Source organism: Bacillus cereus group sp. MYBK216-1 (genome assembly GCF_051916495.1).
Taxonomy (GTDB): domain Bacteria; phylum Bacillota; class Bacilli; order Bacillales; family Bacillaceae_G; genus Bacillus_A; species Bacillus_A thuringiensis_K.
The window spans coordinates 117,372-143,100 of sequence record NZ_JBQAGT010000009.1 but is presented as its reverse complement, the minus strand read 5'-3'; the positions used below and the strand labels follow the sequence as shown (position 1 = coordinate 143,100).

The window sequence follows — 25,729 nt, the reverse complement described above, 5'->3', positions numbered from 1 at the left end:
GTAGTTCCCTAATATAGATAGGCTCCCGTAGATTTCATAAACGCCCTCCTCTATATATTAAGGGGCACTACCTCCTAGTAATCATATATAAAATTTGTAATATTCTGCATATTTTTTATAAACCACCTAAATATTTACAATTATCAGAGGAGTGTTATATTGATAGTAGTCTATTAAACATTGAAAGTTTAATAGTAAAAAATAAAGGGGGATATAAATTATGATGAAATCTAAAATCAAGAAAGCTATAGGAGGGATTGCTTTAGCAACTGCTTTAGTTACATCCGCATTACCTGTCAGCGCAGCAACTGAATATGTATGGGTTAGAGATGCATATCCAGGATATGATAATTATGTTTTTGATAGCGCAAAGCAACGAGTTCAAATTTGGTCTGGAAATAATTATTTTTATGTAGATTGTGATTTTGTTGAATATGGTAAATGTTTTGTGAAAAGATAAATAGAAATCAAGAAAATGCCAAATTTTTTGGCATTTTCTTGATTTCTATTTGTATTATGGGGGTCACCATACATTGAAGTGCCCCCCGAAAGTTAGACAGGCAGTTTCATAAGGCAGCCTCTAGGGTATGAGCCCGGTATTGTACCGGGCTCATAACCTAGAGGCTGCCTTAATTCTTTTATGATTATAGTAGTCTATGTACTTAGCTAATTCTTGTTTGAAATGTGTTATACTTTCAAATTCTTTTCGATACAGAAATTCTGATTTCATGATACAAAAAAATTTTCAATAACGGCATTGTCATAACAGTTTCCTTTGCGAGACATACTTTGAGTTTAGAGATGCCCTATTTATTAAAAAATTCTAAAATACGATCATTTATATATTGAGGATTCTCCATGGACATCAAATGCCCTACATCTTTCACCAATTCTACAGTTAGATTGGGTGATGAATTTTCGGCACATTTGAAAGCTTCTATTGGGTTATACATTACTTCATTCTCCCCTAACATTAGCAGCATAGGCGTTTGAATTTCGGCTAACTCTTGGTTCGTAAAAATATATGGAAATCCCTGTTCTGTTAGAGTTTCATTTTTCACTGAATTATTCCACATCATTCCTGCTATCAATTGTTCTTGAATATAAGGATGAACAGTGTATCGATTCTCAAAAATCCACCCTGAAAATTTCTCGACCCCTTCCCTACTATTCATCATTCCTAAAGCATAGGAAAAAAACAAAGGATGAAAAGGAATATACGTTGCTGCAGGACTCATTATTACAGCCTTATTTACCTTCTCTGGAAAAAATGTCAAGAAGTTAACAGTATGCAAAGCACCATATGACAATCCTACAATGTTCGTGCTATTAATTTCTAATGTATGTAATACTTCTTTTAACCATAGTGCATAACTTAAGCGATCTGTAAATCCTTTTTTTGGAAGGCTTTTATTTTTATCTCCTAAAATATCAATACACATTATTCTAAAATGTTTACTCCATTTTTAAATATTTGAATACCACATTGTCGAACTCATTTTTGCTCCATGAAGTAATACGAGAGGTTGTGCTAATTTATTACCACTTTCAATAATATGAGTCTTCCCTTGAGATGTTTCTACAAAGTAAGATGAAAAACTAGTTGGCCATAATTTTAGACTTTTCTCATAAGATTGTAGATAGTTAGTTTCTTGATAGTTTTGTTCTAAAATCTTCATTTTAATTCCCTCCATATAACTCATTTTCATAATTCATTTTTAAAGTCACAGTAGTTTTGCTTTACTCAATACACATTTTAAATTTAAAGGTTTCAATTTCATCGACTGCCTTGTTATATCCTCCAGCATTTTTTAAAGATTTTCCAATTCTATGGCTATTTTTTGTATAAATATTATTTGATAACACATGAATTGCTGTATTACGTAATATTTCCGGAGTAAGCAAATTACGATCTAACTGGACTCCGGCTTCTAATTCTTCTATTCTTTGAGCAACTATAGGTTGATCTCCCATAACTGGAATAACTAGCATAGGAACACTAAAATATAAGCTTTCACTGGAACTATTCATTCCCCCATGTGTAATAAATAAATCAGTATGTTGTAGAATATCTAATTGAGGAACATAATTATATAGCTTAAAATTAGAAGGAATATTATCTAATTGACTAATATCATTTTGTTCCCCTATAGCTAATATGACAGTAACCGAGCTATCTCGAAATGCTTCAAAACATGTGTAATAAAAGTCGGGTTGCTGGTTAAATACTGTTCCCATAGAAATAAAAATAAGCTTATTTCCCTTTTCCTGTTCTAAGGAAAAAGAATCTACATCTTTACGCTGTGCAATAGAGGGCCCGACAAATATATAAGAATCATCAAATTCTTCGACATTTGGTTGATACAATTTTGATGTATATACAATTGTAATATCCCCTGGGCATGTCATCACATTCTGTTTTTCATTAAGAGTAATTCCATACATATCTTCCCATTTTTTAAAAATACAAATGACTTCCTGATATAAAGGGGATTTTTTATTTTCTTCTCCATGATTTTTCATAAGAGCAGAGGCTATCTTTTTAGTAATGGCAAATGTTGTACATGAAGAAATTTTAGGTAATTGTAGTACTTCTGCTATGATCCAGCCAACAGCAAAATTATTATCATATATAACATAATCGTATTCTTCTTCTTTTACTTCTTCTAAAATTACCTCTATTATTTTATCCATGGATTTTACCATGTGTAATAATAGTTCTTGAGAATCCATTTGCCTACTCATTCTTTTTACCATGTCTATTTGTGCTATGAAATTTTCATATGGTCGAAATAAAGCTCCTGTATTCTCTATTTTACTTCTATACTTTTCTACGCAATAGTAAATAACTTCCTCGCCTCTTTTTATTAGTTCTTCGACAAGTGCAATTGTCGGATTAATATGTCCTTCTCCTGGAAAATTAAACATTAGAACTTTTGCCATATTATTGTTCCTCCCCTAAAGTTTAATTAACTATTCTATTATTACTAATATCAATCACGTACTGATACTTGAAGTAAAGCTAAGGATTTTCTCCTTTCATTTTAATGAAATCACTTGTGCTATTAAATAGAAAAAACAATTAAGAAACAAAGTAGATATAAAAAATCACATAATTCCCTCTCTCTATTTCTCTCATGTATAATAAATAATAACTGAGAGTAGAAAGGGCTGAATTATGCGCAGATATCAATATTTTTAATCTACCCATCACTAATATAATGGAGGTAAAAGTATTGATTACAGAATTATACACACAAAGATTACATTTAAGAAAAACAAAAGAATCCGATTCATTAAGTTTATTTAAAATATGGTCTGATCCAGATGTTACGGAATTCATGAATATTATTAATTTCACTACTGAGGATCAAGCAAAAGACATGATTAGATTTCTAAACGAGCTGGCTCAAAGTAATAAAGCGCTCCGATTTACTATTATCGAAGCAAAATCTAATCAAATCATTGGTTCATGTGGTTATAATTTCTTAGATTTCGAAAACTCTAAAACTGAGATTGGTTATGATATTTCAAAAGCATTCTGGGGCAAAGGATATGCACCTGAAGCAATCTCCGCTTTATTAGACTATGCATTTACTAATTTAAAGCTAAACCGCATTGAAGCAAAAGTTGAACCTGAGAATCTAAATTCCATAAGTGTTTTAAAAAAATTAAAATTCACGTTAGAAGGAACGCTAAGAAAAAGTGAAAAATCAAATGGAAAATTCATTGATTTAAGTATCTATTCAAAATTAATAACTGATTGATTTCTATCCCTCTCCCTATACTTCACTGAAGTATAGGCTCTTTTTATTCCTTAATAAAATTCAAAACTGTCTATAAAGGTACACCTTTATAGACACACAAAATACTTCCTACATCTTTAATCACATAATAATAAAAACCCATTAATCTCATGTACACATACTGGGATCAATGGGCTTTATAAATTTAACATTCTGTTTATTTTGTAAAACTCATTTATTAAATAAAAAAATCCCTTCACGATTTGTGAAAGGGTCAGTATACATTGAAAGGGTACTTCCATTTTAATATGTAAAAGAAAAAATTCGTATTGATAAAATTAACCTTTTGGTTTTTGCCGCTTTTAATTCACTATAAAGAAACTGTAAGGATTAAATTCATCCTATATAGAGTTTTTGTGTTCCTCATTAGACATGTATATTTTATAAATCATATTTTTTATGCAATATTGCATAAAAAATACCTGTTACTGTTGCTATAATTTTAAATGTAAACTGTTGCATCCAACATTTTATAATCTTCTATATTCATTAATATAGAGACCCTAATTGTAGGAAAAAGGAAAGAATATTGGTGGTTCTTCCCTTTTTCCTTATTTTTCATCTCTCTAATGATTCATTCTATAGTCTAAAATATTTTTATGAATGAAACCTGTTAAAATACAAAATTTTAGTTAGCAAACGAGAAATAAACACTTCATTATTATTTCTGCTATATTTAAAGGGCTTTTTTCTAATACAATAAGAAAAACAAAAAGAACTTGTAGAAATCACTACAAGTTCTTTTTGTTTTAAAGCGAATACACGGGACACATAAATTATCTCATTATTCATAACGGGGAAACCATATTGATTACGGCTTGATTTCATTATATAACAAATATTAACATCCAGAGTTTTAATGTTTGAAAATTATGTGAATTTATAATTAAAAATCCACCCTTCCCCTAAAAATTTATCGTTACAAGTTCTCTTAAGGTATTTTCTTCATGAGAAGTAATTAACTTTTAAACTCTTTCTAATATTCAAAACCACTATTTGTAATCCAATACATATTTTATTGATACCAATCTAGTTACAGGTATGCTACAATCCATTTGAAATATTGCTTTTGGGAATGCAATTGCTATTATAATCGCAATTTATTTTCTACAAACTGATTGGGTGTCAGCCCAAATTGCGGTTCTATTCCGCAGTCCTTAACAAATTGTTAAGGACTTTTTTATCATTTTCAGACAGAAGACTCCTTCCTCAAAAATGTGAAGGTGTGAAACACCAATTTTAGGTGGAGATGAACGTCGGTTGGCATATAAAAGAATCCATGATAGTGCTTTTTCTAAATGAATATGTTACTCTTTAACGGCTGGTATTTATCATCGTAAGAAATCCAGTAACTTCATCAAAAAAATGCTCCTAGATTGATCTAGGAGCATTTTTTTGAAACATTATTTTTTATTTGCCTTTGATTCACTTTATTATAGTATCCGTGTTTTACTACTTGCCTAACATCATCTACTTCAAATCCCATTATCTCTGTAATATCTACAACAATTGTATTCTGTAGAACACTGACTACATATCCGGTTAATTCTAAATTAGGATTTTTACGATATAAAAATTGAACATAATCCCCAATTGTTACTTCTGTTTTATGCTCCATTTGGTACCTCTGAATCATCCTTAATTATTCGTTAGGTTTCCCTTTTTTTTACTTCTTTATACTGTTTAGCAAGTCTATAAAATGTAGAATATTTAATAACCTATTTCGCCATTGCTTCTACATTAATTGTATTGAAAATTTTTAGTTAGCAAATTAGAGATAGCTACTTCATTATCATTTCTGCTATATTTAAAAATTTTCACTCTAAATACAATGAGGGGTATCACCAGTATTTTGGAAAATAACCACGCTAAGAGTATGCAAGATATTATACAGTTTTTCTACTAATTCACGAACAAAAGAGGACCCTAAAACCTTGTCAGGATAGTAATGTATAGAAAAATGCATAGACCCATAGCACAAAAAAGGGGGTTCCCTTATGAGAGTAGGGTTCCTCCTTTACTATTGCTACTGATAATGAGACGTTATGTCGACTAACTCTGTATAGACTATACAAAATTTAAATTGTAAAATTAACGCTTGAACCTCCAGTTACGTCAGATATTATGATTAAATTAATAATAGATTGTAAGGAGGTTATATAAGTTGGGTAATGATTTAATTTTCTCAATTGGTAAATTTTCTAAGAAAACTGGTGTTTCAATAAGGACATTGCATTATTACGACGAAATAGGGCTTCTCAAAGCTCAAAAAGACCTCAGTTCTGGCCATCGACTATATGGAGAGAACCATATAGTAAAACTTCAAAAAATCTTGGCCCTAAAATTCTTAGGTTATAACCTAGAAGAAATAAGATTAATGCTAACTAATACAAGTCTCAACTTAAACTTACAGGACACTTTAATTCAACAACAAAAAGCATTTGAAAAGAAAAAAGAGCATTTAGATAAAGTTCTGAAGGCAATTAATCAGACGATTTCTTTGTTAGATAGTCAAAAGGATGTTCCAAGTGAAATATTAATTAGTTTGATTAATAACATTCAAAATGAAAAAAATCAACGTACATGGCTTGAACATTTCACTTCTAAAGAAATTGCAGATAAGGTTTACAATAAAACTGATGAGGAAAATTTGTCCTTAGATAAAGAGTTTATTGATTTATCAAGAGATGTAAAGAGATTAGTTGGAAAACCAGTTCATGATTCAGAAGTACAAGAGTTAGCAAATAAACATTTGCAGGCATCTCTTAAATATGTTGGTCAGGAGGCTATGCATGCTTTTGGAAAATTAGAGGACGAGGAAATAGGAGATTTTCAATGTATGATGGCCTCTCCTTACACAAAGGAAGAAGAAAGATGGTTAGACCAAGTGATAGAATATTATATGGTTCAAAACGGAATGTATAATCCCAATCAACATAATGATAAATAATTTCTTTTAAGCTAACTTTAAACTGATATTAATCAACTTCCAATAACGCGAATTATGTAAATAAGCTGTCCATATGGACAGCTTATTTACATAATTCGCGTTTTGATGGTGCTACCCCATCACCATCAAGCTTAAGATCTTGAAGGTACCCCCAAACGAAAAATTTACTTATCTGCATCAGCTCAGTTTATACAACTAGCGGTTTATTCTTTGATAGTTGTTGTACTTCTGTTTGAATATAAATAAAATAAGTCCCACTTATCCAAAAACACCCCTGATTTCCATTATGTATAGGAAATTAAGGGCATTTTTCAGTATATAAAACTTCAACATTAATAATAAGTCTTCTTTTAAAGTATAGATGGTTAAACAGATGAAAAACTTCGATTGTTATATTTTCCCTTATTTCTTAAATAAAGGTGCTATTTTATCAATTTGATTTGTCCAAATTCCACCTGTATAATCGTCAGGAAGGCATTTTATATCTTCAGATGAGTCAAATCCACTTGAAAATCCAAACCCATTTCCTCCTACAACGATAACTCGAGTATCTGCTTTATCCATTCGATTAAGAAAACGATTTGGCCATCCCCAAAGCCAAGGTGCTACTTTGTCTGGTATATGTAACTCTCCATGCTTCAGGCTTGAAGGTATGTAGCCAGTCCACCCTAATACCATATAAGTAATAAGATCTTTTTTCATGGTCGCTTTTGACATTGTTCGTAAACTAGGGATGCGCTCTTTTATCGCAGCAATTGGTTTATCGCCACCATATACAGTTAGTTGATCAAGGCGCTTCGCTGGTAATTTCTTGAGGTGAGTAGCCAATTGAATTCCTTCATTTTCATCATCACTTTTAATATGAATAAGAAAAGAACGGTCTGGAAAATGGGTAAGTACTTCATCAAGTGTTGGCATAAGATTAATCCCTTTGCCACGAAACGGGAATGTTTTACCCCCATCAGCTGTATAACCGTAACCAATATCAAGTGCTTGTAATTCTTTTGTTGTAAAATCTCTTGTAACACCTTTACCATTAGTACGGCAATCAAGAGTCCAGTCATGAAAAATAACAAAATTATTATCTTTAGTTGGTTGAACATCAAACTCTACTAAATCAGCTCCAGCTTTAAATGCCGCTTCCATAGATGGAATTGTATTTTCTAAATAAGAATGTTCAGGTTTATTTATACGTTCTGCTGTACATGTATCACTCTCAATCTCTTCCATGCTAAATGTTTGCGAAAGTCCTCGGTGAGCAAGAAGAAGAGGAATTCCATCGTCCCTCTTAGCAAAAAAAGAACTGTTATTTACATAAACAAATACGAATAGGATAAGAATTATCCAAGTCGTTTTACGTTTCAATAACCTTTTTAGTTTGTTCATTGTATGCTCCTCTTAAATTTTGGTTGAAATGCCTTAAACAATTTTCAGCATTTAAATACTGGTAAATATTAAAGCCTATCTTATTTTTTCGCAATGGATATAATTGTTAATTAAAGGCTGGTACTATGATATAAAACGGGAACAATATAAATCAATTCAATAGCCACTCACCCTTCAATAAGAGTAGTTTTGAAAGATTTCTATGAGAATTTAATATAAATGGGTATTTGTAATATCCTATTATTTAAGAATCAATTTACTATATGTATATAATTATCTGACAGCATCTTAATCACCTTATTGAAGGATTAGAGGCCGTCTAAATAAAACTGGATAATAAATTAACATCATACCTACAAATGAGCAAACCAAATAAAAAATAGCCTCGTATTTTATTACTAGAGAAATATTATTATCAATCTTTTTTTCATCTCTTTTATATAACATTTTGAATAATACTCTATATAATAAATACCCAATAATTGCTCCCAGGGTGTTCATAGATAAATCATCAATATCTGTAATTCTATTATCTAGCAATTGACCTAACTCAATAGCCAATGAAAAACCGAATCCAGCATAGGCAGTACTTTTCATTCTTCTAAACTGCGGCCAAATAGTCGGCAATAAAAAACCTAATGGCATAAACAGTAAAATGTTTAAGACATAAGTAGTCATACCTTCAGAAGCAAATGGAATCAAGTTAATTTGATTTGCACGAATTAATGTTTCGTATCTACCTATGTCCCATATAGTCCCTATCTCCGTCACCTTATACACTAGTGAAAGGTAGAATAGAAAAACATACACCCATAGAAAATGCTGAATAGATATATTTTTTTTCGTTTTAAAATAAGATCCAATTTGAAACATTATACAAAAAATAATAGTAAAGAAATAAGTATATAAATAATTAATCAAAACTCCTGAATGCATTTAAAATCTCCTAACTTTACATTGTAATCTATAACTTTGTCATTTTAAAATATAATTCAAGAACGGGTCGTCACAATCACCCCATCTATATTATTTCCATATATTTCACAAAATTCATTTACTGGTATTTCAACGTCAATTGTCTTGTTTTGAAAAAAGGGATAATATGAAATTGTATATTTTCCCCATCAATACTTGCTGAAATGCTCTCTTCTTCTTTTAAATAATCTAGGTATTCTTCCAAGGCTAAATTCATTTCTTGCATAATCGCACTGTGAGGCAAACCGACATAGCGAATATGCCAAGGTTCATATTGAATTCCTGTAACATCCGTTTTATCCGAGGGATAGCGTAAGATAAATCTGTATTTCCAAGCATTTTTTTCTATCCACTTTCCTTCAGGTGCTCGGTCCATTTTCGTTAAGCCTGATCCTACATCAAGTGATAAACCTGAATTATGTTCACTATAGCCTGCTGGTAAGGCATAATCAGCCCCCATCTCATGGTAAAGTCCACTTTGCTCATCAAAGTCACGATAACCATTATTAATAAAAAATTGATTAACACCTTCCTTTACAGTATTATTAATCGTCTCTGAAAATTTTTTTGCTATTTCTTTTGATAAATAAATATTCGTATTAAGCAATCCGCATCCGTTTATCAATTCATTATGTTTAGATAAATTTACGATATCTGATTTCACACTCCCTTGGCGAATAGGATATTTACTGTTAATTAAGAGCAGATTCCCTTGATAGATCTGTTCTTTTACAATCTCTTTCTTTTGGATAATTGAGGTAGTACCTGTGTTATCTATGTTATCTTTGTGATTTTGATCGTATTTTTGAATCTCTACTTTATTCTGAAAAAACAGTGCTTTATTCATGAAAGCAAAACCTAAGAAAAAAAATAACAATAAAAAACACCACTTCTTCATTTTCAGCTTCCTCCTTAAGTAAATGACTTGATGATAATGTCAGGCTGATTCAAACGATGAAGATTTCGGATATGAAACTCTTAACGATTACTTTCTGCAAAGCGATGCTATATCTATATGTGGATACTCTGTTCAGTGGTGTGCAGGAACATCCAAAACAGTAGACTGCTCATTTGGCACAATTCGCTAAAAGGAAAAGAAATATTTGTGTCACTCTTTTTCTAAACATTTGAGCTATTTTAATTCACGCATAAGTTATCATATCTTTCTTTGACGAAATAAAAAAAGCTCGTTCTTTTGGTTTAAGTCTACCGCATAAGAACGAGCCATTTTTTAATATTAAATTGTTAATTTCCTAAGAAAAAGTAGAGATAACCTTAAGAATTTCTTAAGAAACAATGATTATTTTCTAAGAATCCCCTTTATCAACCGAGTCTTGGAAGACTGGAAGTTCTACCGTGAAAGTCGTAGAGTTATCATTACTTTCCGCGTAAATCTGCCCGCCATGCTGAACAATGATTTCTTTTGCAATCGCCAATCCAAGTCCCGCGCCGCCCGTATCAGAAGAACGGGCATCATCCAATCTGTAAAACTTTTCAAATATGGTAGCGAGTTTATCTTTCGGGATGTTTCCGGCGTTCTCGAAAACGATGGATACCACATCTTCGGATAGGCTCGCAGTAATGTCAATAACGCTTTCGTCCTTGCTGTATGCAGCGGCGTTTTTCAAAATATTGTTAAAGACCCTCGCTAGCTTATCAGGGTCACCAAATACGGTCAAATCTTCAGAAGCATGGAGTACCACCTGTTTGCCCTTCGCGGCAAGCTGGGGATAAAATTCATCAGTCATTTGCACCAGCATATAGTATAGGTCTATGTGCTTTTTCGTGAGCGTAATCGTTTGAAGGTTATATCGCGTAATCTCAAAAAACTCGTCGATTAGCTGTTCCAGACGATACGCTTTGTCTAACGTGATATGCACATATTTTGCCTTTTGCTCTCTCGGCATGTCTGGTGCCTCGTCAAGCAGGATTAGATAACCGATAACTGATGTAAGAGGCGTTTTAATATCGTGTGCCAAGTACATAACAACTTCATTTTTTCTTTGTTCAGCCAGCTTTGCATCATGCTCTCGCTTTTCAAGAGTCCGCTTTAATGTATTGAGCTTCTGTTCCATGAACTCCATTTCCTCAGAAAGCTCAATTTGTTTATCTTCGTTCTGAATAAGTATATCAATACCGGTATTTATCTCTTCAAAGTATTTTACAAATTTTAAAAGCATAACTCGGCATAGAATAAGAATACTAATAGCAACCGCCACATAAATAAAAATTTCTATATTGTTCCGTATAGTATACTGATATATTATCATTGCGTCCCAACGCTCTAAATGATAACTGTTTTCCAAAAAACGTACGATCCACTCCCCAAGTGTTCCTTGGATAAATAGACGCAAAAACAGCACAAATACAACTGCTGCCATGACAATCGTAAGGATATATTGGTAGAGTTTTCGTTTTAATTTTGAATAATCGATTTTTTTACTCTTATTTTTATTTTTCAATTTTATAGCCAATCCCCCATACCGTTTTTATATACTTCGGATTATCAGCCATGTCGTTCATCTTTTCTCGCAGATGTCGGATATGCACGGTGATAGTGTTATTACTCTTGCTGAAATATTCGTCACCCCATATCTCATGAAACAACTGCTCAGAGCTAACCACATTTCCCTTGTTTTCACAGAGGATACGCAGGATTGAAAACTCGGTGGGAGTGAGAGATAACGGCTTCTCGTTCAAAGAACACTCATGCGTGCTTATATTAATGACAAGACCAGCGTGGACGATAACATTCTCGTTCTGTGCCGTTACTCCATTGTATTTTTTATATCGGCGTAACTGTGCCTTAACTCGCGCAATTAACTCTAGTGGGCGAAAGGGCTTTGTAATATAATCGTCCGCGCCAATTGTTAGCCCTGTAATTTTATCTACTTCCGTATCTTTCGCCGTCAACATGATAATAGGATAAGTGTGCTTGTCCCTTATTTTTTGACAGATAGTGAGACCACTTGCGTCGGGAAGCATGATATCCAATATAGCAAGGTCAAGCGCATTCTTGTCTATACATTCCAACGCTTCTTTGGCGGTATAGTATTTGAAAACCGTATAATTCTCGTTTTTCAAGTATAGCTCAACCAAATCGGCAATTTCGCGTTCATCTTCCACAATAAGTACTTTATCACTCATGATTACCAATCCCCCTTTATGGATGTGCTTTTCTCAATCGGAATCTTTTCTGAATAACGAGCCTATCATACCTATTACACCAAGTAAAGTCCTATTGTTGTATACAGACACAGTCGGTAACACAGAATAGATTTTCGGATTTACCCATTTATTAGGATTTAATTTTACGCCAAGAATAAGAGATCCATCGGACTCAAAATTATTTACAATAGATAAAGCAAATGGGTAAAAAAATTACTTTCAGTAAAATAAAAAAGAACCTGCAAACATGCAGATTCTCCTGATAATGATTTATATAAGTAAGACCCGAAAATATAATACAATAATTCGAAAATGAGTTCAAGTAAATCAAAAGAACCCGCTGGAGTTCGGGTCCTTTCAGAAGTGATGATGTTTTCTCGGCTTCGGAAAGTGAGAAAATACTAAAATATAATACAACGTAAAATTTTCAAATGAAAATTTTGATGCTTCAATGGTGCCATATTTCTTAATTGCAGCGTTTTTTGGTAATGTTTAATTACAATAAACGTATAAGATTTTGGAAATGACAGAAGTGTCTCTAATAAGAAAAACCACAGCAATCGCTGTGGTTTTTCTTTTAACGACTAAGACTATGTTGTAATTGTTCATAGCATCATATATTGAATTTCAAAAAAGTGTTAAAATGTAAAAGTTTGAATAATTCTTCAATTCGGAGGGATTGTGTAGAATATAAACGGGTTGAACAAAAAGCCTAGTAGAAACTAGGCTTTTTGTATAAAAAAATACCATTTTCATATTAATACATTTTTAATTACACTCTATTGTATACAAACTTTAATAAGATGTTCCAATGTATATATTATTAATTTATATTCAAATTTTAAATTTATTGCAAATCGCGTACTTTCTACAAAATTATTATCAAAAATATACATTTAAATCATTGTAAACAAGAAGTTTAGAAGAGCTATAGCGATGTGACGGTACCTCATCGCTATTCAGCTAATAAAAAGAAATACCCTCAAAATGAAAAAAATACGTTATTCTTTCTGTAGAATCATAGTGGTCTGACCCCATTTGGTGAGACAAAGAAAAAACACCTAGATAACATGTTTCCTATAATCTATAGGTATCACTTTAGGAGTTATTTTGCACCTATTTTAAGCGTTATTTTGCACTATAAGTAAATATAAAAAGCCCAATTTCTCATTAAAATTGAGAAATTGGGCTTTTTTCGTTGCTCCATTAAAGCGCCCTATAATTGAGTAACTAAATTATTCGATAAGAAGGTCAACCATAATCATATATTTACTTTTTTCAGTCGGGAAATTGAAAGTTTCATTCTTTTCTTAAATCTAATTGTGTGTTTTCATTACCCTGCCAAAATGGAATAGTTAAGTCTTCAACTACAAAATCTAAAAGCTCTTCATCAACATTAACACTTACTTTTTTTGTTCTCTTGCTAATTCAGAAAATCCCCTTGTACTTCCAGCTGGAGCAATGGAAAAAGGACTGAACCAACGTCCATTATTTAAATTTTTATCCCACCAGGTACTTGCCACCTCTCCGTTTTTTCCTATCTAAAATACATCGAGGTGATCAGTAAATCGGGACACAGTTGCTATTTGAGACTCTGTCATCCGGCCATACATCATGTTAACAGTAGCCACGTCACCATCACTAAGCCCATTTCTCTGCCCAATGGTAACCCCAGGTGTTAAAGGCTCGATTGTTGGTAAGTTGTTTTTTGAAAAGAAATGTGTACCATAATGCATTATTGAACCATAGTCATATGGGCCATAGTCATCGGATACTGGTATTTCTTGATTAAAGTTACCCTCCTTTCCAGTCTCTATGTTAGCCCAGTTAATTCTAACGAAGTTATTTCGGTCCTCTCGACTTTGTTCGTGGAACAAGCCCACTGTATGGCCAATTTCATGAATAACATTTCCTGTACTGCAATCGTTGCCAAGGTTTATGAATTGTTCCCCTCCTTGCATCCCTATGCGAGATGAACAACTGTCGCTTGGTCTGAAGGTAACATAGTTGGTTTCCGTGGTTCGTCGCACAAATCTTATGAAAGTTCGATTTTCCCAATGAGAAATAGCATCAGTTACACGTTGCTGATTGGGAAGACTTGAATCAATATTAAAAGGTATAACTCCGTTTGGCCAGCGGAATTGGTCACCTGTGATGCCGACCCCCTTGGTTTTAGACCGGGTTTCCATTTCTGCGACAGTTCCAAGAACAATATCACCTTCAAAGATGGCAAGACCGTCAACGACCGAGTATTTTACTTCTCTGGGGGATGGTAAATGGATAAACCCTGTCCGTATTTCTTCACTATTTAGATTGGTTTCACATAAATCATTACTCTTTGCTTTCACCTTTAGTACCTCCGTATTGTATTTGGTATATAGATCAATCACAATCATAACTTCCCCGAAAGAGACGACTTTATTATGACAATCTTGATAAAATAGTAAGTGAGAGTAAAAGAATTGATAAAAGCACATATCTATAAAAACAATCAGCTTAAAACTGAACGGCTATGAAAAATTACAACTTAAGCGTTATGATTTATAAAATTCACTTTTAGCTGAATATCTTCAATAATAATGGATAAGATATCCGTATGGGATTTTCAAATAATTGGAGGTCGAATAAAGTGCCTAAAGGATTCTCGTTACATATTGGATTAAATTCAGTTGATCCACAACATTATTCAGGATGGAGTGGAGACTTAGTTGCCTGTGAATCAGATGCTGAAGATATGGGGTTAATTGCAAAATCATTACGTTATGATAATACCTCTACGCTCTTAACAACCAATGCTACAATAGATAATTTTGTTAATGAAGTTAAAAAAGCAGCATCATCTTTAGAAAGTGGAGATATTTTTTTCCTTTCTTATTCTGGACACGGTGGGCGTGTTCCTGATCAACAAAATGATGAAGCCGACGGTTTTGACGAAACTTGGTGTTTATATGATGGTCAATTCCTAGACGATGAAATTCACGCACTTTGGCATCTTTTTAAGGAAGATGTAAGAATTGTTGTCTTATCAGATTCTTGTCATAGTGGATCAATAACTAAAGCTCAACATTACGCTTTATATAATTTCTCCAATATTGATCCAGTAAAACATGTAGCCTATCGATATATGCCGCTTGGTATTAGAACTAAAACCTTTGAAAAAAATAGAAGTATTTATCATGAAAGAAAGGCTCAAGTTAATGAAAGAAATGACAATGAATTAAAGTGCTCGGTTAAATTAATATCTGGTTGCCAAGACAATCAGCTTTCAGCAGATGGAGCTTTTAATGGATTATTCACTGCAACTTTATTATCAGTATGGAGAAGTGGGGCATTTGAAGGGAACTACCAAAAATTCCACAGAAAAATTTTAGAAGCCATGCCGCCAGATCAATCTCCAAACCTTCTTGATATTGGAAAGAGTAATCCAACTTTTGATAATCAAAAACCTTTTGTCATTTAATCAATTTTAAATATTATTATTTTTAATTACTAGAGTATCTGAATAAGGCTCTCAAAAAATGAGGCAAGAATAAGGTCACCCGTATAGTTCTATTATTTCAATGGAATATACGGGTAGATTAAGTGGAAAATTATCATACGATGAGATAATCTCTATTAAGGTAGACACTCATAATGTATTTGGTATCTTGATATAAGCGCAATCTTTCACAATCAGTAAGCATTTGCTTGAGATTTTTCCTCCATTGAGTCGTTTACTACGAGGAGAATACTTCATTCCTTTCTTTTTTTCTCTTACAGCTTGATCTTGTAATCGTTTTTGTTGCTGTTGTTTTGTTAATCGATGAACAATTACACGAGCTGGCACTTTATCAATCATTCCTACATAAGCATCAGCTATTTCACATGTTTGTCCTGGTTGAAGGGAGTTCATTAACGTCTCCATATCTATCTGTATATACTCTGTACCTTTCTAAATTCTTCCGTCTTGAAAATAATCAGGGTTAGGATTTTTTTGATAAATGCGTGTATTCGATTTGATACGTGAAATATAATAATCCTTTTTCTCTTGTATATGTTGAAGATCTTTCAAATGAAAATAACCTAAATCTCGGATACATAAATCATTCGCCGTCACAGTTGGAGCGCACAGAGAGCCATAAGTGCGATCATGTTGTTTACCTGGACCTGTATGAATATGTAGGAACTGTCCACTTAACAAATCATACTCAAGTTGAATTTTTATCCCAGCTGTATGGCTGCATCCTCCTGCACCTGGATAAACCGATGAAAATACATCCGGGAGTTGAAATGCAGTTGAATCTAAAATACGAATACGCTTGAAAACAGAAGTGTATGGAGAAGAAATTGGCATAGATGCGGCCAATTTTTTTCTTAATAGTTCGGCTAGTAGGTGTTGTAAAAGTAGGACAGCCGCCTTATTAAACCGTTGATTCAGTCCCTCTGGACTGATGAGTACTTCTGTTGATGCTTCTAAACAGCTAGATAACTGAGTTAAAGAAGTCATAGCTATATTTTGGCTCACCCATACACATAAAGCTACTAAATCTTTTGCTTGGTACTTACTGGTTCGTTGCACAAAGCCAACATTTCTGGCAAGATTTCGTAAGGTATTAGGGGATAAAAGGTTTTGAATTTCTTGAGCAAATAGTTGTAATTCATCAGATACAGAAATAGACATACAAAAACGCCATCCTTTCCTATGATTCTATAGAAAGAATAACGTATTTTTTCATTTTGAAGATATTTCTTTTTATTAGTTTGATAGCGATGGGGTTCGTCCCCACAAGGCAAGCCGCATTCTAACCAAAACGCAATCTTTAGATCAAAAAATAAGAATAAAACCAATGAATAAATATTTAATTTATATTTTTTTAATCTCATTTTCGTAATCTTCAAGTTCCTTATCTGTCATTACATATGGAGAGGGGTCCTCTTTTATAAACCGTACCGCATTTAGTCCGATCATCTGAGCAGCGGCGGACGGCTGACCATCTGGAATAATAGGCGAAATGGACAAATCGGCAACCTTAAGATTTTTGGTACCAAACACATTGAGGAATCCATCGACAACCCCTCCTTGAATCGTCTGTCCCATCCGACACTGACCGCCTAAAGAGAAGTTCGTGTAAGAGGCTTTGACATAATTCTCAAGCTGCTGTTGTTTGTTGGGATCATTGTCAGGTAGCTGGAATATACTTTCGGGAGGATATACAACTTTCCCGATTCCGTTATTTGGGTATTTCAGTGGATCTCTAGCCTCTACAATAATATTATAAATTCTCTTATATTGATCGACCATATACGTTAGATCATTGGGATCTTCCAACGGATTGAAGTTAAGAGATGGATAAGCCTCTGGATCGCTATGTTCCACTAGCACTGTACCCCTGCTTTTTGTATTCACGTCTACAATACCAAAACTCATGATACTTGGAGTAGTTTGGAAAGTTAAATCTAAACTCCAACCATTGCTGATCACATCCGGAGCAGGGATAAAAAATGGGATAGGAGCCCCTATCAGTTGGAGACGACGACTTTCTAGTAGATTCATTGGATTCTCTGCTTGGAAAGCACCTAAGATAAGTGGAAAGTTGGGATCAGCAAAAAATATCGGAAGAATTTGAGAGGTATCTATTTCAACTCCTAATCCAACATAACCATGAGTTTGAAGATTGTGACCCACATTTGGACTCTCTATAAATGTTGGTATACCTGCTTTAGCCAAATCATCCGATTTACCGATTCCTGAACGTTGTAGAATGACTGAGGAAAAAAATCCTGCAGAGACGATAATGCCTTTTCTTGCAAACCTTCTATGTGAAACACCATCCTTGACAAATTCAACACCAACCGCAATGTTCAGTCCATTTTTTTTCTTAAATAAAATTTTGTTAACGGTTGTTTTAGCTAAAATAACTAACTTTCTTCCATCAACTCCAAATTCATCTGGATGGAACTGGTTTCCTTGACTGACAATATGGTCATTTAAATAACCTGTTGCCGTTGAGGATCGGACAAATTGACCGGGGCTAATTTCTTTTTGAATAATTTGCGATTTATAAAATGTACAATCCCTTATGCCGGTATTATAGTCCACAGCAATCGGCGTTCCCAATACAGTGTTTGTTGCTTGAACTAACGTATTGATTAATCCATTAGGGGGAATACTCTGTTGCCTAATAAAGATTGGCCCTTGTGATCCTCGTTCATCAGGGTCTTGTGTCGATCCTGTATAGGTTTCATTTTTTACAAATAAGGAGCTAATCTTGTCGTAACTCCATTGATTACCAACAAGACTTGCCCACTGGTTATACAACTCTTTACTCCCACGTACGGCGTACATGTCACTAATTTCTGAACTTCCCCCTATGGCGCGACCATTTGTTGCAATAAGTGTACGTGCAATAGTCGATTCTAATTCAGAAGTAACATTAAAGCTAAACCTGTTACCTCGAGTTGTATTAATGGCCGCAATAACGCTAGGGTTACTTAGCTCATTCGTCATATTTGTTCCTGCTTCTAGCACTAGTACAGAAGTACTTTTGTCATCCGTTAATTCTTTGGCGATTACCCCTCCGGCAGTTCCGGCACCAATCACGATATAATCAAATTTAGTAGGGTCTATTGGTTTTATAGGCTCTGGAACTGCACAAGGAAATGCACAAGGAAATAATGAATAAGGAAATTCGCAAGGATTAAAACAATTTCTTTTTTTTGATGGCATAAATAATCAAGCTCCTTTTTTGCATTTAGTATATTAAATGTAAGAAAGAATCTGTCTCCTGTACCAGTGTCTTTATTAATTAAAAAATGTATGTTCTATACATGTAAAGTTAACATAACGCATCATTATCAATAGACAATAACGGATAGATTTTTCGTTTTTGGGGTACTATAAAATATTAGCTTGATAGCGATGGGGTAGCACCAACAAAACGCGAATTTCGTACGTTAAGTAAAATTGGATAAAGTAAGAGCCGATTTCCTATATGATAAGGGGAATCGGCTCTTACTTGACTATTAGTCTTTTAAAATTAAATTGGTACTATCGGGCATTCAAAATGATAAAATACCATTCTGAAATTAATTTTACGGCCCTATACACACTTTATTTTAGTTTCTCTTTTATTTTTTCTGGTACATCTTCACTTTTAACTTCTTCATAACCGTTAATTAATGAAATTTTATCAGGTGTTTTTTATTAGCATCTTTATCTTCATCTGCCGTAATTTTTAAATAGGTTCCTTCTTTAATTGGCTTATCATCATTTGTAACAAATTGGATTGTTTTCTCTTCTCCATTTTCTTTAAATCCTTTTAAGGTGTATTTGAATGCGTCTCTTTCTTTTGTTCCTTGACCTTCAATTTTCACATAATAAGTTTCTGTGAAGAACTTTCCACCATATTAGAAGGATAAGGCAGATCATCACCTGTTACCCGTAAATCAACAGTACGCGGATACTGCTCCATGTTTTTTAATAAATCAAGCCCATATTTTCTGTCTCCTATATAAGCGTCAGCATTTTCAAGAGGATTTTTTCTTGCAATCCCAGCCACAGCTCAATATTTCCACCATTTCCCATTTCATCAGAAACAAAATAATCATTAAAACTAAGAACAGTCCCTGTATGACCAAACTCGCTGTGGAGAAATCCAGTAAACTGTTCTGGTAGGGTGAACCTACTGCCTAAGCCAAACGTATGGAACATAGCATTTCTACCAACAAGTCCGTTTCCATTACCAAGCCCTCCTGGTGGTCCCGACATAAGTAGAATTCTTGCGCTTTGAACAGCTCCGGCACATAACACCACATTATGAGCTTGTTGGAACATATCTTTTGGATTGTTGGGATCAGAAACATCAAGATAACGAACCCCTGTTGCTCTACGGAGACGTTGATCATAAAAAAATTCTTAAACTTTTGAATCCGGTCGAATTTCTGCAACTTCACGTAAATTTCGCAACTCATGAAGTGTTGTAGAAAGAGTTCCATATTTTGGCTGACGTGAACCCCAGCAAACATATTCTCCACAAAATCCACATATGTTACATGCATCACGAACAGTATCAGACCATATCTCTTTAGGAGATTGATTCCAGAATTCTGGTTTTGGATTATCCCCCCAATTTTTAATCATCTTGTCAATCATATCCTGGGTACAGTACTCCTTAATATCAGGATTGACCATAGCCGATGGTATCATTGTGGGATTCATCCCTATTGCATTCATTGCCTTAAAGAAAAAGGAGCCAATTGGCCTTTGAGGGTATTCTTTTGACGGAAATGGCGTCGAAGGTAGTGTATTTCTCCATGTGTTCATGCTAGTCTCTGCCGAAAAGGCTTTGAACCATGGAGATTCCTTGATGGACTTATTGATACCCTGATGGTCACCGCCGACTGATAAGATGGCTTCAGCTATATTTAGAACTGGCTCAAGTTCGTTGTAACTAATAGGCCAATCTGCTACAGAATAGCCCCATTCACTAATCTTGTCACTTTGACCAAGTTCTTTAAAAAGTGATTGTAATCTCAGATCTACTGGTAATGGTCGAATACCCCAACATCCCCAAAGGAGTGATCCTCCCCCCATATCAGTTGCCGTCCAGCCTCCTTCAAATGGTTTGGCCACCGATTTATCATCTTTACGGAATGTACTATAATCTCCTCTAGGCCGCCTTACCGGAAGAGGTTTCTCTAAACCAAAGCGATACTCATCATGAAATACCTGATCAAACTGCTTTTCACCTTCAGGAAGGGCCTCAGCCCAATCAGCACCTTGCTCAAGAACAACAACACTATATCCAGCACGTGCAAGCATCCATGCAAGAGTACCTCCTCCACCTCCTGTGCCAATGACTACAAAATCAGCAACTTTTATTCATTTTCCTCCTGTAGGTTACTATATTTAGCCAATACATTCTCAAACAGTTTCACAGCTTCCTCTGTATCGTAACTTGTAAAATGATTTCCAACTCTACGAGTTTCATCAAGCTCAACCAGTAATGCTGTTGACCATGGTTCTTCAGCGGTATTACGCATTCCCATCATGCGATACAAAATATCACGCGTAAACTGAAATAAGAATGAAACAGATGTTGGAAATTCCAGAGGAGACCAAGAGGGATGAGAATTATTTACAAGCAATGCTACGAACTTTTCCCAGCCACCAGACGTCTCTGGGATACTAAATTGAGCGGCTTTAAGAAGCAAAGATGTCCCTTTTTGATAAAATTCAGAACGTATAATAGGGTTTTTATCTTTATCAAGAAGTACGCCTCTAGACTCTGTAATACCGAAGATTGCATCTTCTTCTAAACCACGGGCTTTTCTCCATGATTTAGGATGTTGAATTGGAGTTGCAGAGAAAGGAGCTTGTTGAAGCCTCTTCCAACGGTTCATCAGTGACAAGTCAAACGAGGTCTCACGTAGTAAACCCTCCAAAAATTGAATCAGATTAAATTTTTCTGAATTTAAGGGGCCTTTACCGTGTCTCCAAGGAAGGTATTCCTCTGTGTCCGGTACCTGATTAGGAGACGGTTTAGAGTTAATCCATTTTTGTAGGGGAATTAAGACATCTGCAACTTTAAGAAGTACAAATTTCATTTCTCCATTAAATTGGAATCCAGAAAGATTCATTCTATTATGTTCATCCTCTAAATTATCGTTCATTGACATCTAATCTATCCTCCTTTCCAAAAATACCAATATATGTGTTTTTTCTTTTTTTAATTAGTATTCAATTGAACTAGCTAGTACTTGTTTGTTACCTCATTGATTAGCTTAGATACAATTTTCAATCTTTATCATTGAAATGGTTCTATAACGACACTTCAGGTTATTTCAATTAACTTTTATGTTGTATCACATATAAATAAAATCTCACTGATTCTCTCCAAATTAAGAAAAAAGAGATTATCATTATTTCAAAATTAATATAGACATTTTAATGAAACAGTTCTCTTAAAATTATGGAGAAAAATAATTAGAATTGGTTACTCTTATGTATTCAGCTCCTTTTCTTAGCAATGGATTGCATAATACATTGCTAATTAGGAGATAATCTAATTTATAGTAAAATATCTCTTAAGATTTATTTCATTATGTGTAATAAACATATAAAGGTTATTGTTTGCCATTCATGACGAAACATCCGCTTATTTTAACTTAATTGGTATTCTGTATAATACATATAGAAAGAAGGAGAAACACTGTGCAGATTCGCTGTGGAACGTTTAACTTATACCAATTTGCTGAACCTCCTTTCAAATGGTATGAGCCTGGTAACAAATATTCAGATGCTGAATGGTTGATGAAGAAGGAATGGATTAAAGAACAAATATTAAAAATGAAATGCGATGTTATTGGTTTTCAAGAAGTATTTAGCTCAGCTATTTTGAAAAGCTTAGTTGAGGAATTAGGGTTTATTCATTTTGAAACAGTAGAAACCCCTGTTACAGATATAGATAATCCATTAGTATTTATAAAACCTGTAGTTGCAATAGCGTCAAAATATCCAATAATTTCAGTAAATCCTGTTAAAGTACCAGATTCCATTATGGAGGAAATACCTGTTAATGCAGATTTTAAATTCAGTCGTATTCCAATAAAGGCTACGATACATATTGATGGTTCTGGTGATATTATTTTTTATGTTTCGCATTTGAAATCCAAAAACCCAGCAGTTAGAGATTTACATTTAAATCCTGATGATGCATTGGATAATAAGATATTAGCTACTTTACGAGCAAGGTCGATAGGACATATAATATCATTACTACAACGAGGAGCAGAAGCAGCGGTCTTATATCATGAGATATCTGAAACCCTACACACTCATAAAGAAGTTCCAGTTATCTTGCTTGGTGATTTAAACGATGATGAACACTCTATTCCCATAGAAGCATTAACTAATAGGGAAAGGCTTTTAAAAATCAACGGTAAACCAATTGATGATGACGAACAAAAGATTGTATATAATTATAAACTTTACGATGCTTTTGACTTAGCTCCAAATCAAAGTGGACAAAAAAGATTGCCCACACATTATTATAAAAAATTAGGAAACGTATTTGACTATATTTTTGTATCTAATGTACTTAATGGGAAAAACGAACAGCACCTTGGTCGAGTAAGCGCATATAAAGTACTCGACCATCATTTAAAATGTGATGATATTGAAAATAAAACACAATCTGATCATGCCCAAGTTGTTGCAACTATAGAATTCAAAGAAAATATAAAATAAAGAAAATGAGTCGAATGTTTCTTAAAGTAAGAATGAAAAGTAATACGTTTTATAGATGAGTTAAGGAATATGAATATACCTTAAAAAAAGTACCCATTCTTGAAATTGGGTACTTTTCTTATTCCCCCTTTTCGAGGGAGCAAAAACACCCAACAATTGGATACAACACAGAGAATCCCCTTATTACGGTGTTTATAATTTTTGTATACAATTTGGTACATGAAATTATACAAACTAAGTTATTCCTTTTCCTTTAAAATCCTTATAGCATTCTATATGAATTTTATGGTATTATATAGATAGAAAATTTGTTTTCATTGTTTATACACTATTGTACGTAGCGTGAAGGACAAACCTTACGCCCTGATAACTCGGGCGAGGTTTGTCCTTTTTTTATTTTAAGGAGGAATTTACTATGAAAAAAGTCTACAAAATTGGAGCAGTTATCACAACTTTATGCGTTGCTTGTATCGCAATCTTTACTTTAACTAAAGATGAATCAGTCAAAACAGAAACTATAACACCAGAAAAAACAATTGTATCTGCTGCAGATGTAAAAGGATCACCTGAAAATATAAAAGATATTTCAAAAGAAGAATTAAAGCAAAAAATACAATCCCATGAAGAGTTCATTGCGTATTACTATCAACCAACCTGTCATTTTTGTAAAAAAGCTGCACCGAATATCAATCGTATGTCAAAAAAGCATGATAGAACCATCTATCGTATTGATATCTCTACACCAGAAAATCAAAGTGCCTTTCAAGAGTTCGACATTCCAGGTACTCCAATTGTCGTAGCTTATAACAGAGGTGAAGAAGTTGAACGTCTAGAAGGAGCCGTTTCAGCTGCTACATATGATGGTTTCTTTGCAAGACGTAATTCGAGTGCTAGCTAGTTTAGTGCTCGTTTTTCTTTGTAAGAAAGGAGAATTAACATGCAACAAAACGCCCGTATTCATTCTTTAGACATACTAAGAGGTATCGCCATACTATGTATCCTTTTTGCGAATCTACCCACTATGACAGGACTAGATCCCTTTAATCAAGCAGGTTACACCGGTACAGATAAAGCGATTCGATTTTTAGTAGATTTGTTTATACAAGCAAAGTTCTACACTATTTTCGCATTCTTATTTGGAGTAGGATTTTATATCTTTATGAAAAATACAGAAGCAAAAGGATATCCTATGTATAAGTTATTTACCCGGAGACTGTGTATTTTACTAGTCTTCGGTTTACTCCACTTCACCTTTCTATGGTTTGGAGATATTCTACATGCGTATGCTATAGCTGGATTTATTCTATTGTTCTTTTATAAGCGATCTACTCAGCTTATTTTTATAGCTGGTTGTAGTTTCCTAACGGTTAGTTATGTATTACATGTTATTGTATTTTCACGAGCAAGTTCTTCTATTCCTGAAGTACCAACTTACTATCAATATATTTTTACAGGCAACACTACCAACCACACGGTAAATCTATTTACACATTATTTATATCAAGTAAAAGCACGTTTGTTTTTTCTGATGATAGAGGAGCCCCAACAACTACTAATTGGAATTCCAGAATATATAGGATTATTTTTAATCGGCTTATGGGCTGGTAAGAAAAATATTTTTAAAAGGGTACCGGAATTAATAAAGAAAATTAGATTTTTACAGTGGAGTTCGTTATGCATTTCATGTCTTCTCTCTTATCCTATTATCTACTACTTTATAAAAACGGATATCTATTACTCTATCGATGTACAACTATGGACTCTATTTGGAGGGAAAGCACTAGCTATATTCTATATTTGTACTCTACTTAGAGTTTGTGAGAATAAAAAATATATAAAATGTCTGCACCCCTTTATGAACGTAGGCAAGTATGCTTTAACGAATTACATTAGCCAATGTATACTAACTCTTGTCATACTTTCGTTATATTTTAAAGATGTCTCACATGTATATTACTGGCAACTATGTATCTTCGGGCTTTTAATTATCTTTGTACAAATACTATTCAGCAAAATTTGGAGTAAATATTTCCGCTATGGTCCTATTGAGTGGGTATGGAGAAAAGGCATTTACAAGACATAGCCTATTTTTCACCAGTTACATGCAATTAACTGAAAAAAATAATAAAATATCATATGAAAGATTAAAGATATATTTGCGGTTGTAAAATAATGTTATTAAAATTAAAGTGGTTCAAGTCGCAGGAAGGCACCTTT

20 protein-coding genes and 5 pseudogenes are annotated in these 25,729 nt (G+C 33.7%); 8 read left to right on the top strand and 17 right to left on the bottom strand.

Features of this window, described 5'->3' with window-relative positions; genetic code table 11:
- The first annotated feature begins 220 nt into the window (after positions 1-220).
- On the top strand, positions 221-460 hold the full coding sequence (locus tag ACTFRH_RS24730) for a hypothetical protein (protein WP_000978065.1): 240 nt from the start codon (positions 221-223) through the stop codon (positions 458-460).
- Positions 461-566: 106 nt separating this feature from the next.
- Here ACTFRH_RS24730 and ACTFRH_RS24725 read toward each other — a convergent pair.
- From ACTFRH_RS24725 to ACTFRH_RS24710, 4 genes and pseudogenes are all read right to left on the bottom strand, one after another.
- Positions 567-795: pseudogene (locus ACTFRH_RS24725) on the bottom strand (transposase); the annotation flags it as partial.
- Between the two features lie 11 nt (positions 796-806).
- Complete coding sequence (locus ACTFRH_RS24720; protein ID WP_000334835.1) at positions 807-1,442, bottom strand: alpha/beta fold hydrolase; 636 nt, start codon at positions 1,440-1,442, stop codon at positions 807-809.
- Between the two features lie 24 nt (positions 1,443-1,466).
- On the bottom strand, positions 1,467-1,703 hold the full coding sequence (locus ACTFRH_RS24715) for a hypothetical protein (RefSeq protein ID WP_142386015.1): 237 nt from the start codon (positions 1,701-1,703) through the stop codon (positions 1,467-1,469).
- 37 nt (positions 1,704-1,740) lie between these two features.
- A complete protein-coding gene (locus ACTFRH_RS24710) occupies positions 1,741-2,943 on the bottom strand; it encodes a macrolide family glycosyltransferase (RefSeq protein ID WP_001151403.1) in 1,203 nt (400 codons plus the stop codon).
- A gap of 293 nt (positions 2,944-3,236) precedes the next feature.
- On the opposite strand from ACTFRH_RS24710, the gene ACTFRH_RS24705 reads away from it, so the two are divergent.
- Positions 3,237-3,767 (top strand): GNAT family N-acetyltransferase, encoded by a 531-nt coding sequence (locus ACTFRH_RS24705; RefSeq protein ID WP_000627285.1) that lies wholly within the window; start codon positions 3,237-3,239, stop codon positions 3,765-3,767.
- A 1,420-nt stretch (positions 3,768-5,187) separates the two neighbouring features.
- Here ACTFRH_RS24705 and ACTFRH_RS24700 read toward each other — a convergent pair.
- Complete coding sequence (locus tag ACTFRH_RS24700; RefSeq protein ID WP_000400417.1) at positions 5,188-5,424, bottom strand: DUF2187 family protein; 237 nt, start codon at positions 5,422-5,424, stop codon at positions 5,188-5,190.
- A 546-nt stretch (positions 5,425-5,970) separates the two neighbouring features.
- Between ACTFRH_RS24700 and ACTFRH_RS24695 the strand changes: the two genes are divergently transcribed.
- Complete coding sequence (locus ACTFRH_RS24695) at positions 5,971-6,756, top strand: MerR family transcriptional regulator (RefSeq protein WP_000526051.1); 786 nt, start codon at positions 5,971-5,973, stop codon at positions 6,754-6,756.
- 402 nt (positions 6,757-7,158) lie between these two features.
- Here ACTFRH_RS24695 and ACTFRH_RS24690 read toward each other — a convergent pair whose 3' ends face one another.
- The 5 genes and pseudogenes from ACTFRH_RS24690 to vanR-A all read right to left on the bottom strand — a co-directional run bounded on the left by ACTFRH_RS24690 (position 7,159) and on the right by vanR-A (position 12,264).
- Positions 7,159-8,142 carry a glycerophosphodiester phosphodiesterase family protein gene (locus ACTFRH_RS24690; RefSeq protein WP_001037571.1) on the bottom strand — a complete coding sequence of 328 codons (984 nt, stop codon included), beginning with the start codon at positions 8,140-8,142 and terminating at the stop codon, positions 7,159-7,161.
- A gap of 297 nt (positions 8,143-8,439) precedes the next feature.
- Positions 8,440-9,078, bottom strand: coding sequence for a VanZ family protein (locus tag ACTFRH_RS24685; RefSeq protein WP_000555588.1), 639 nt, complete (start codon positions 9,076-9,078; stop codon positions 8,440-8,442).
- Positions 9,079-9,134: 56 nt separating this feature from the next.
- Positions 9,135-10,015: pseudogene (gene vanY / locus ACTFRH_RS24680) on the bottom strand (VanY-A/VanY-F/VanY-M family D-Ala-D-Ala carboxypeptidase).
- Positions 10,016-10,424: 409 nt separating this feature from the next.
- Positions 10,425-11,591 (bottom strand): vancomycin resistance histidine kinase VanS, encoded by a 1,167-nt coding sequence (vanS, locus tag ACTFRH_RS24675; RefSeq protein ID WP_033703270.1) that lies wholly within the window; start codon positions 11,589-11,591, stop codon positions 10,425-10,427.
- On the bottom strand, positions 11,569-12,264 hold the full coding sequence (gene vanR-A, locus ACTFRH_RS24670; RefSeq protein WP_001281105.1) for a vancomycin resistance response regulator transcription factor VanR-A: 696 nt from the start codon (positions 12,262-12,264) through the stop codon (positions 11,569-11,571). The genes vanS and vanR-A overlap by 23 nt, the downstream gene beginning before the upstream one ends.
- Before the next feature lie 100 nt (positions 12,265-12,364).
- Here vanR-A and ACTFRH_RS24665 point away from each other — a divergent pair.
- Positions 12,365-12,469: pseudogene (locus ACTFRH_RS24665) on the top strand (Tn3 family transposase); the annotation flags it as partial.
- 1,357 nt (positions 12,470-13,826) lie between these two features.
- Here ACTFRH_RS24665 and ACTFRH_RS24660 read toward each other — a convergent pair.
- The gene (locus ACTFRH_RS24660) at positions 13,827-14,633 is read right to left on the bottom strand and encodes a M12 family metallopeptidase (protein WP_000645007.1); all 807 of its coding nucleotides are present in this window, start codon (positions 14,631-14,633) and stop codon (positions 13,827-13,829) included.
- A gap of 281 nt (positions 14,634-14,914) precedes the next feature.
- Between ACTFRH_RS24660 and ACTFRH_RS24655 the strand changes: the two genes are divergently transcribed.
- A complete protein-coding gene (locus ACTFRH_RS24655; RefSeq protein ID WP_001123886.1) occupies positions 14,915-15,745 on the top strand; it encodes a caspase family protein in 831 nt (276 codons plus the stop codon).
- A 240-nt stretch (positions 15,746-15,985) separates the two neighbouring features.
- Here ACTFRH_RS24655 and ACTFRH_RS24650 read toward each other — a convergent pair.
- The 6 genes and pseudogenes from ACTFRH_RS24650 to ACTFRH_RS24625 all read right to left on the bottom strand — a co-directional run.
- Positions 15,986-16,945: pseudogene (locus ACTFRH_RS24650) on the bottom strand (IS4 family transposase); the annotation flags it as partial.
- A 183-nt stretch (positions 16,946-17,128) separates the two neighbouring features.
- Complete coding sequence (locus ACTFRH_RS24645) at positions 17,129-18,991, bottom strand: GMC family oxidoreductase (RefSeq protein ID WP_001139450.1); 1,863 nt, start codon at positions 18,989-18,991, stop codon at positions 17,129-17,131.
- A gap of 449 nt (positions 18,992-19,440) precedes the next feature.
- Positions 19,441-19,638, bottom strand: a complete 198-nt coding sequence (locus ACTFRH_RS24640) for a DUF1093 domain-containing protein (RefSeq protein WP_000687528.1) — start codon at positions 19,636-19,638, stop codon at positions 19,441-19,443.
- 133 nt (positions 19,639-19,771) lie between these two features.
- A pseudogene (locus tag ACTFRH_RS24635) lies at positions 19,772-20,158 on the bottom strand (GMC family oxidoreductase N-terminal domain-containing protein); the annotation flags it as partial.
- A gap of 21 nt (positions 20,159-20,179) precedes the next feature.
- Positions 20,180-21,085, bottom strand: coding sequence for a hypothetical protein (locus ACTFRH_RS24630; protein ID WP_000881002.1), 906 nt, complete (start codon positions 21,083-21,085; stop codon positions 20,180-20,182).
- A gap of 56 nt (positions 21,086-21,141) precedes the next feature.
- Positions 21,142-21,942, bottom strand: a complete 801-nt coding sequence (locus tag ACTFRH_RS24625) for a hypothetical protein (protein ID WP_000062301.1) — start codon at positions 21,940-21,942, stop codon at positions 21,142-21,144.
- A gap of 535 nt (positions 21,943-22,477) precedes the next feature.
- Between ACTFRH_RS24625 and ACTFRH_RS24620 the strand changes: the two genes are divergently transcribed.
- The 3 genes from ACTFRH_RS24620 to ACTFRH_RS24610 all read left to right on the top strand — a co-directional run bounded on the left by ACTFRH_RS24620 (position 22,478) and on the right by ACTFRH_RS24610 (position 25,595).
- Positions 22,478-23,512, top strand: a complete 1,035-nt coding sequence (locus ACTFRH_RS24620; protein ID WP_001167024.1) for an endonuclease/exonuclease/phosphatase family protein — start codon at positions 22,478-22,480, stop codon at positions 23,510-23,512.
- Between the two features lie 415 nt (positions 23,513-23,927).
- On the top strand, positions 23,928-24,410 hold the full coding sequence (locus tag ACTFRH_RS24615) for a thioredoxin family protein (RefSeq protein WP_000758626.1): 483 nt from the start codon (positions 23,928-23,930) through the stop codon (positions 24,408-24,410).
- A gap of 39 nt (positions 24,411-24,449) precedes the next feature.
- Complete coding sequence (locus ACTFRH_RS24610) at positions 24,450-25,595, top strand: DUF418 domain-containing protein (protein ID WP_001186859.1); 1,146 nt, start codon at positions 24,450-24,452, stop codon at positions 25,593-25,595.
- Positions 25,596-25,729 lie beyond the last annotated feature (134 nt).

Excerpts from the sequence above, each read along its gene's own strand:
- ACTFRH_RS24730 (WP_000978065.1), top strand. The coding sequence starts at position 221 with ATGATGAAATCTAAAATCAAGAAAGCTATAGGAGGGATTGCTTTAGCA.
- ACTFRH_RS24720 (WP_000334835.1), bottom strand. The coding sequence starts at position 1,442 with ATGTGTATTGATATTTTAGGAGATAAAAATAAAAGCCTTCCAAAAAAA.
- ACTFRH_RS24715 (WP_142386015.1), bottom strand. The coding sequence starts at position 1,703 with ATGAGTTATATGGAGGGAATTAAAATGAAGATTTTAGAACAAAACTAT.
- ACTFRH_RS24710 (WP_001151403.1), bottom strand. The coding sequence starts at position 2,943 with ATGGCAAAAGTTCTAATGTTTAATTTTCCAGGAGAAGGACATATTAAT.
- ACTFRH_RS24700 (WP_000400417.1), bottom strand. The coding sequence starts at position 5,424 with ATGGAGCATAAAACAGAAGTAACAATTGGGGATTATGTTCAATTTTTA.
- ACTFRH_RS24690 (WP_001037571.1), bottom strand. The coding sequence starts at position 8,142 with ATGAACAAACTAAAAAGGTTATTGAAACGTAAAACGACTTGGATAATT.
- ACTFRH_RS24685 (WP_000555588.1), bottom strand. The coding sequence starts at position 9,078 with ATGCATTCAGGAGTTTTGATTAATTATTTATATACTTATTTCTTTACT.
- vanR-A (WP_001281105.1), bottom strand. The coding sequence starts at position 12,264 with ATGAGTGATAAAGTACTTATTGTGGAAGATGAACGCGAAATTGCCGAT.
- ACTFRH_RS24645 (WP_001139450.1), bottom strand. The coding sequence starts at position 18,991 with ATGCCATCAAAAAAAAGAAATTGTTTTAATCCTTGCGAATTTCCTTAT.
- ACTFRH_RS24630 (WP_000881002.1), bottom strand. The coding sequence starts at position 21,085 with ATGCTTGCACGTGCTGGATATAGTGTTGTTGTTCTTGAGCAAGGTGCT.
- ACTFRH_RS24625 (WP_000062301.1), bottom strand. The coding sequence starts at position 21,942 with ATGTCAATGAACGATAATTTAGAGGATGAACATAATAGAATGAATCTT.
- ACTFRH_RS24615 (WP_000758626.1), top strand. The coding sequence starts at position 23,928 with ATGAAAAAAGTCTACAAAATTGGAGCAGTTATCACAACTTTATGCGTT.
- ACTFRH_RS24610 (WP_001186859.1), top strand. The coding sequence starts at position 24,450 with ATGCAACAAAACGCCCGTATTCATTCTTTAGACATACTAAGAGGTATC.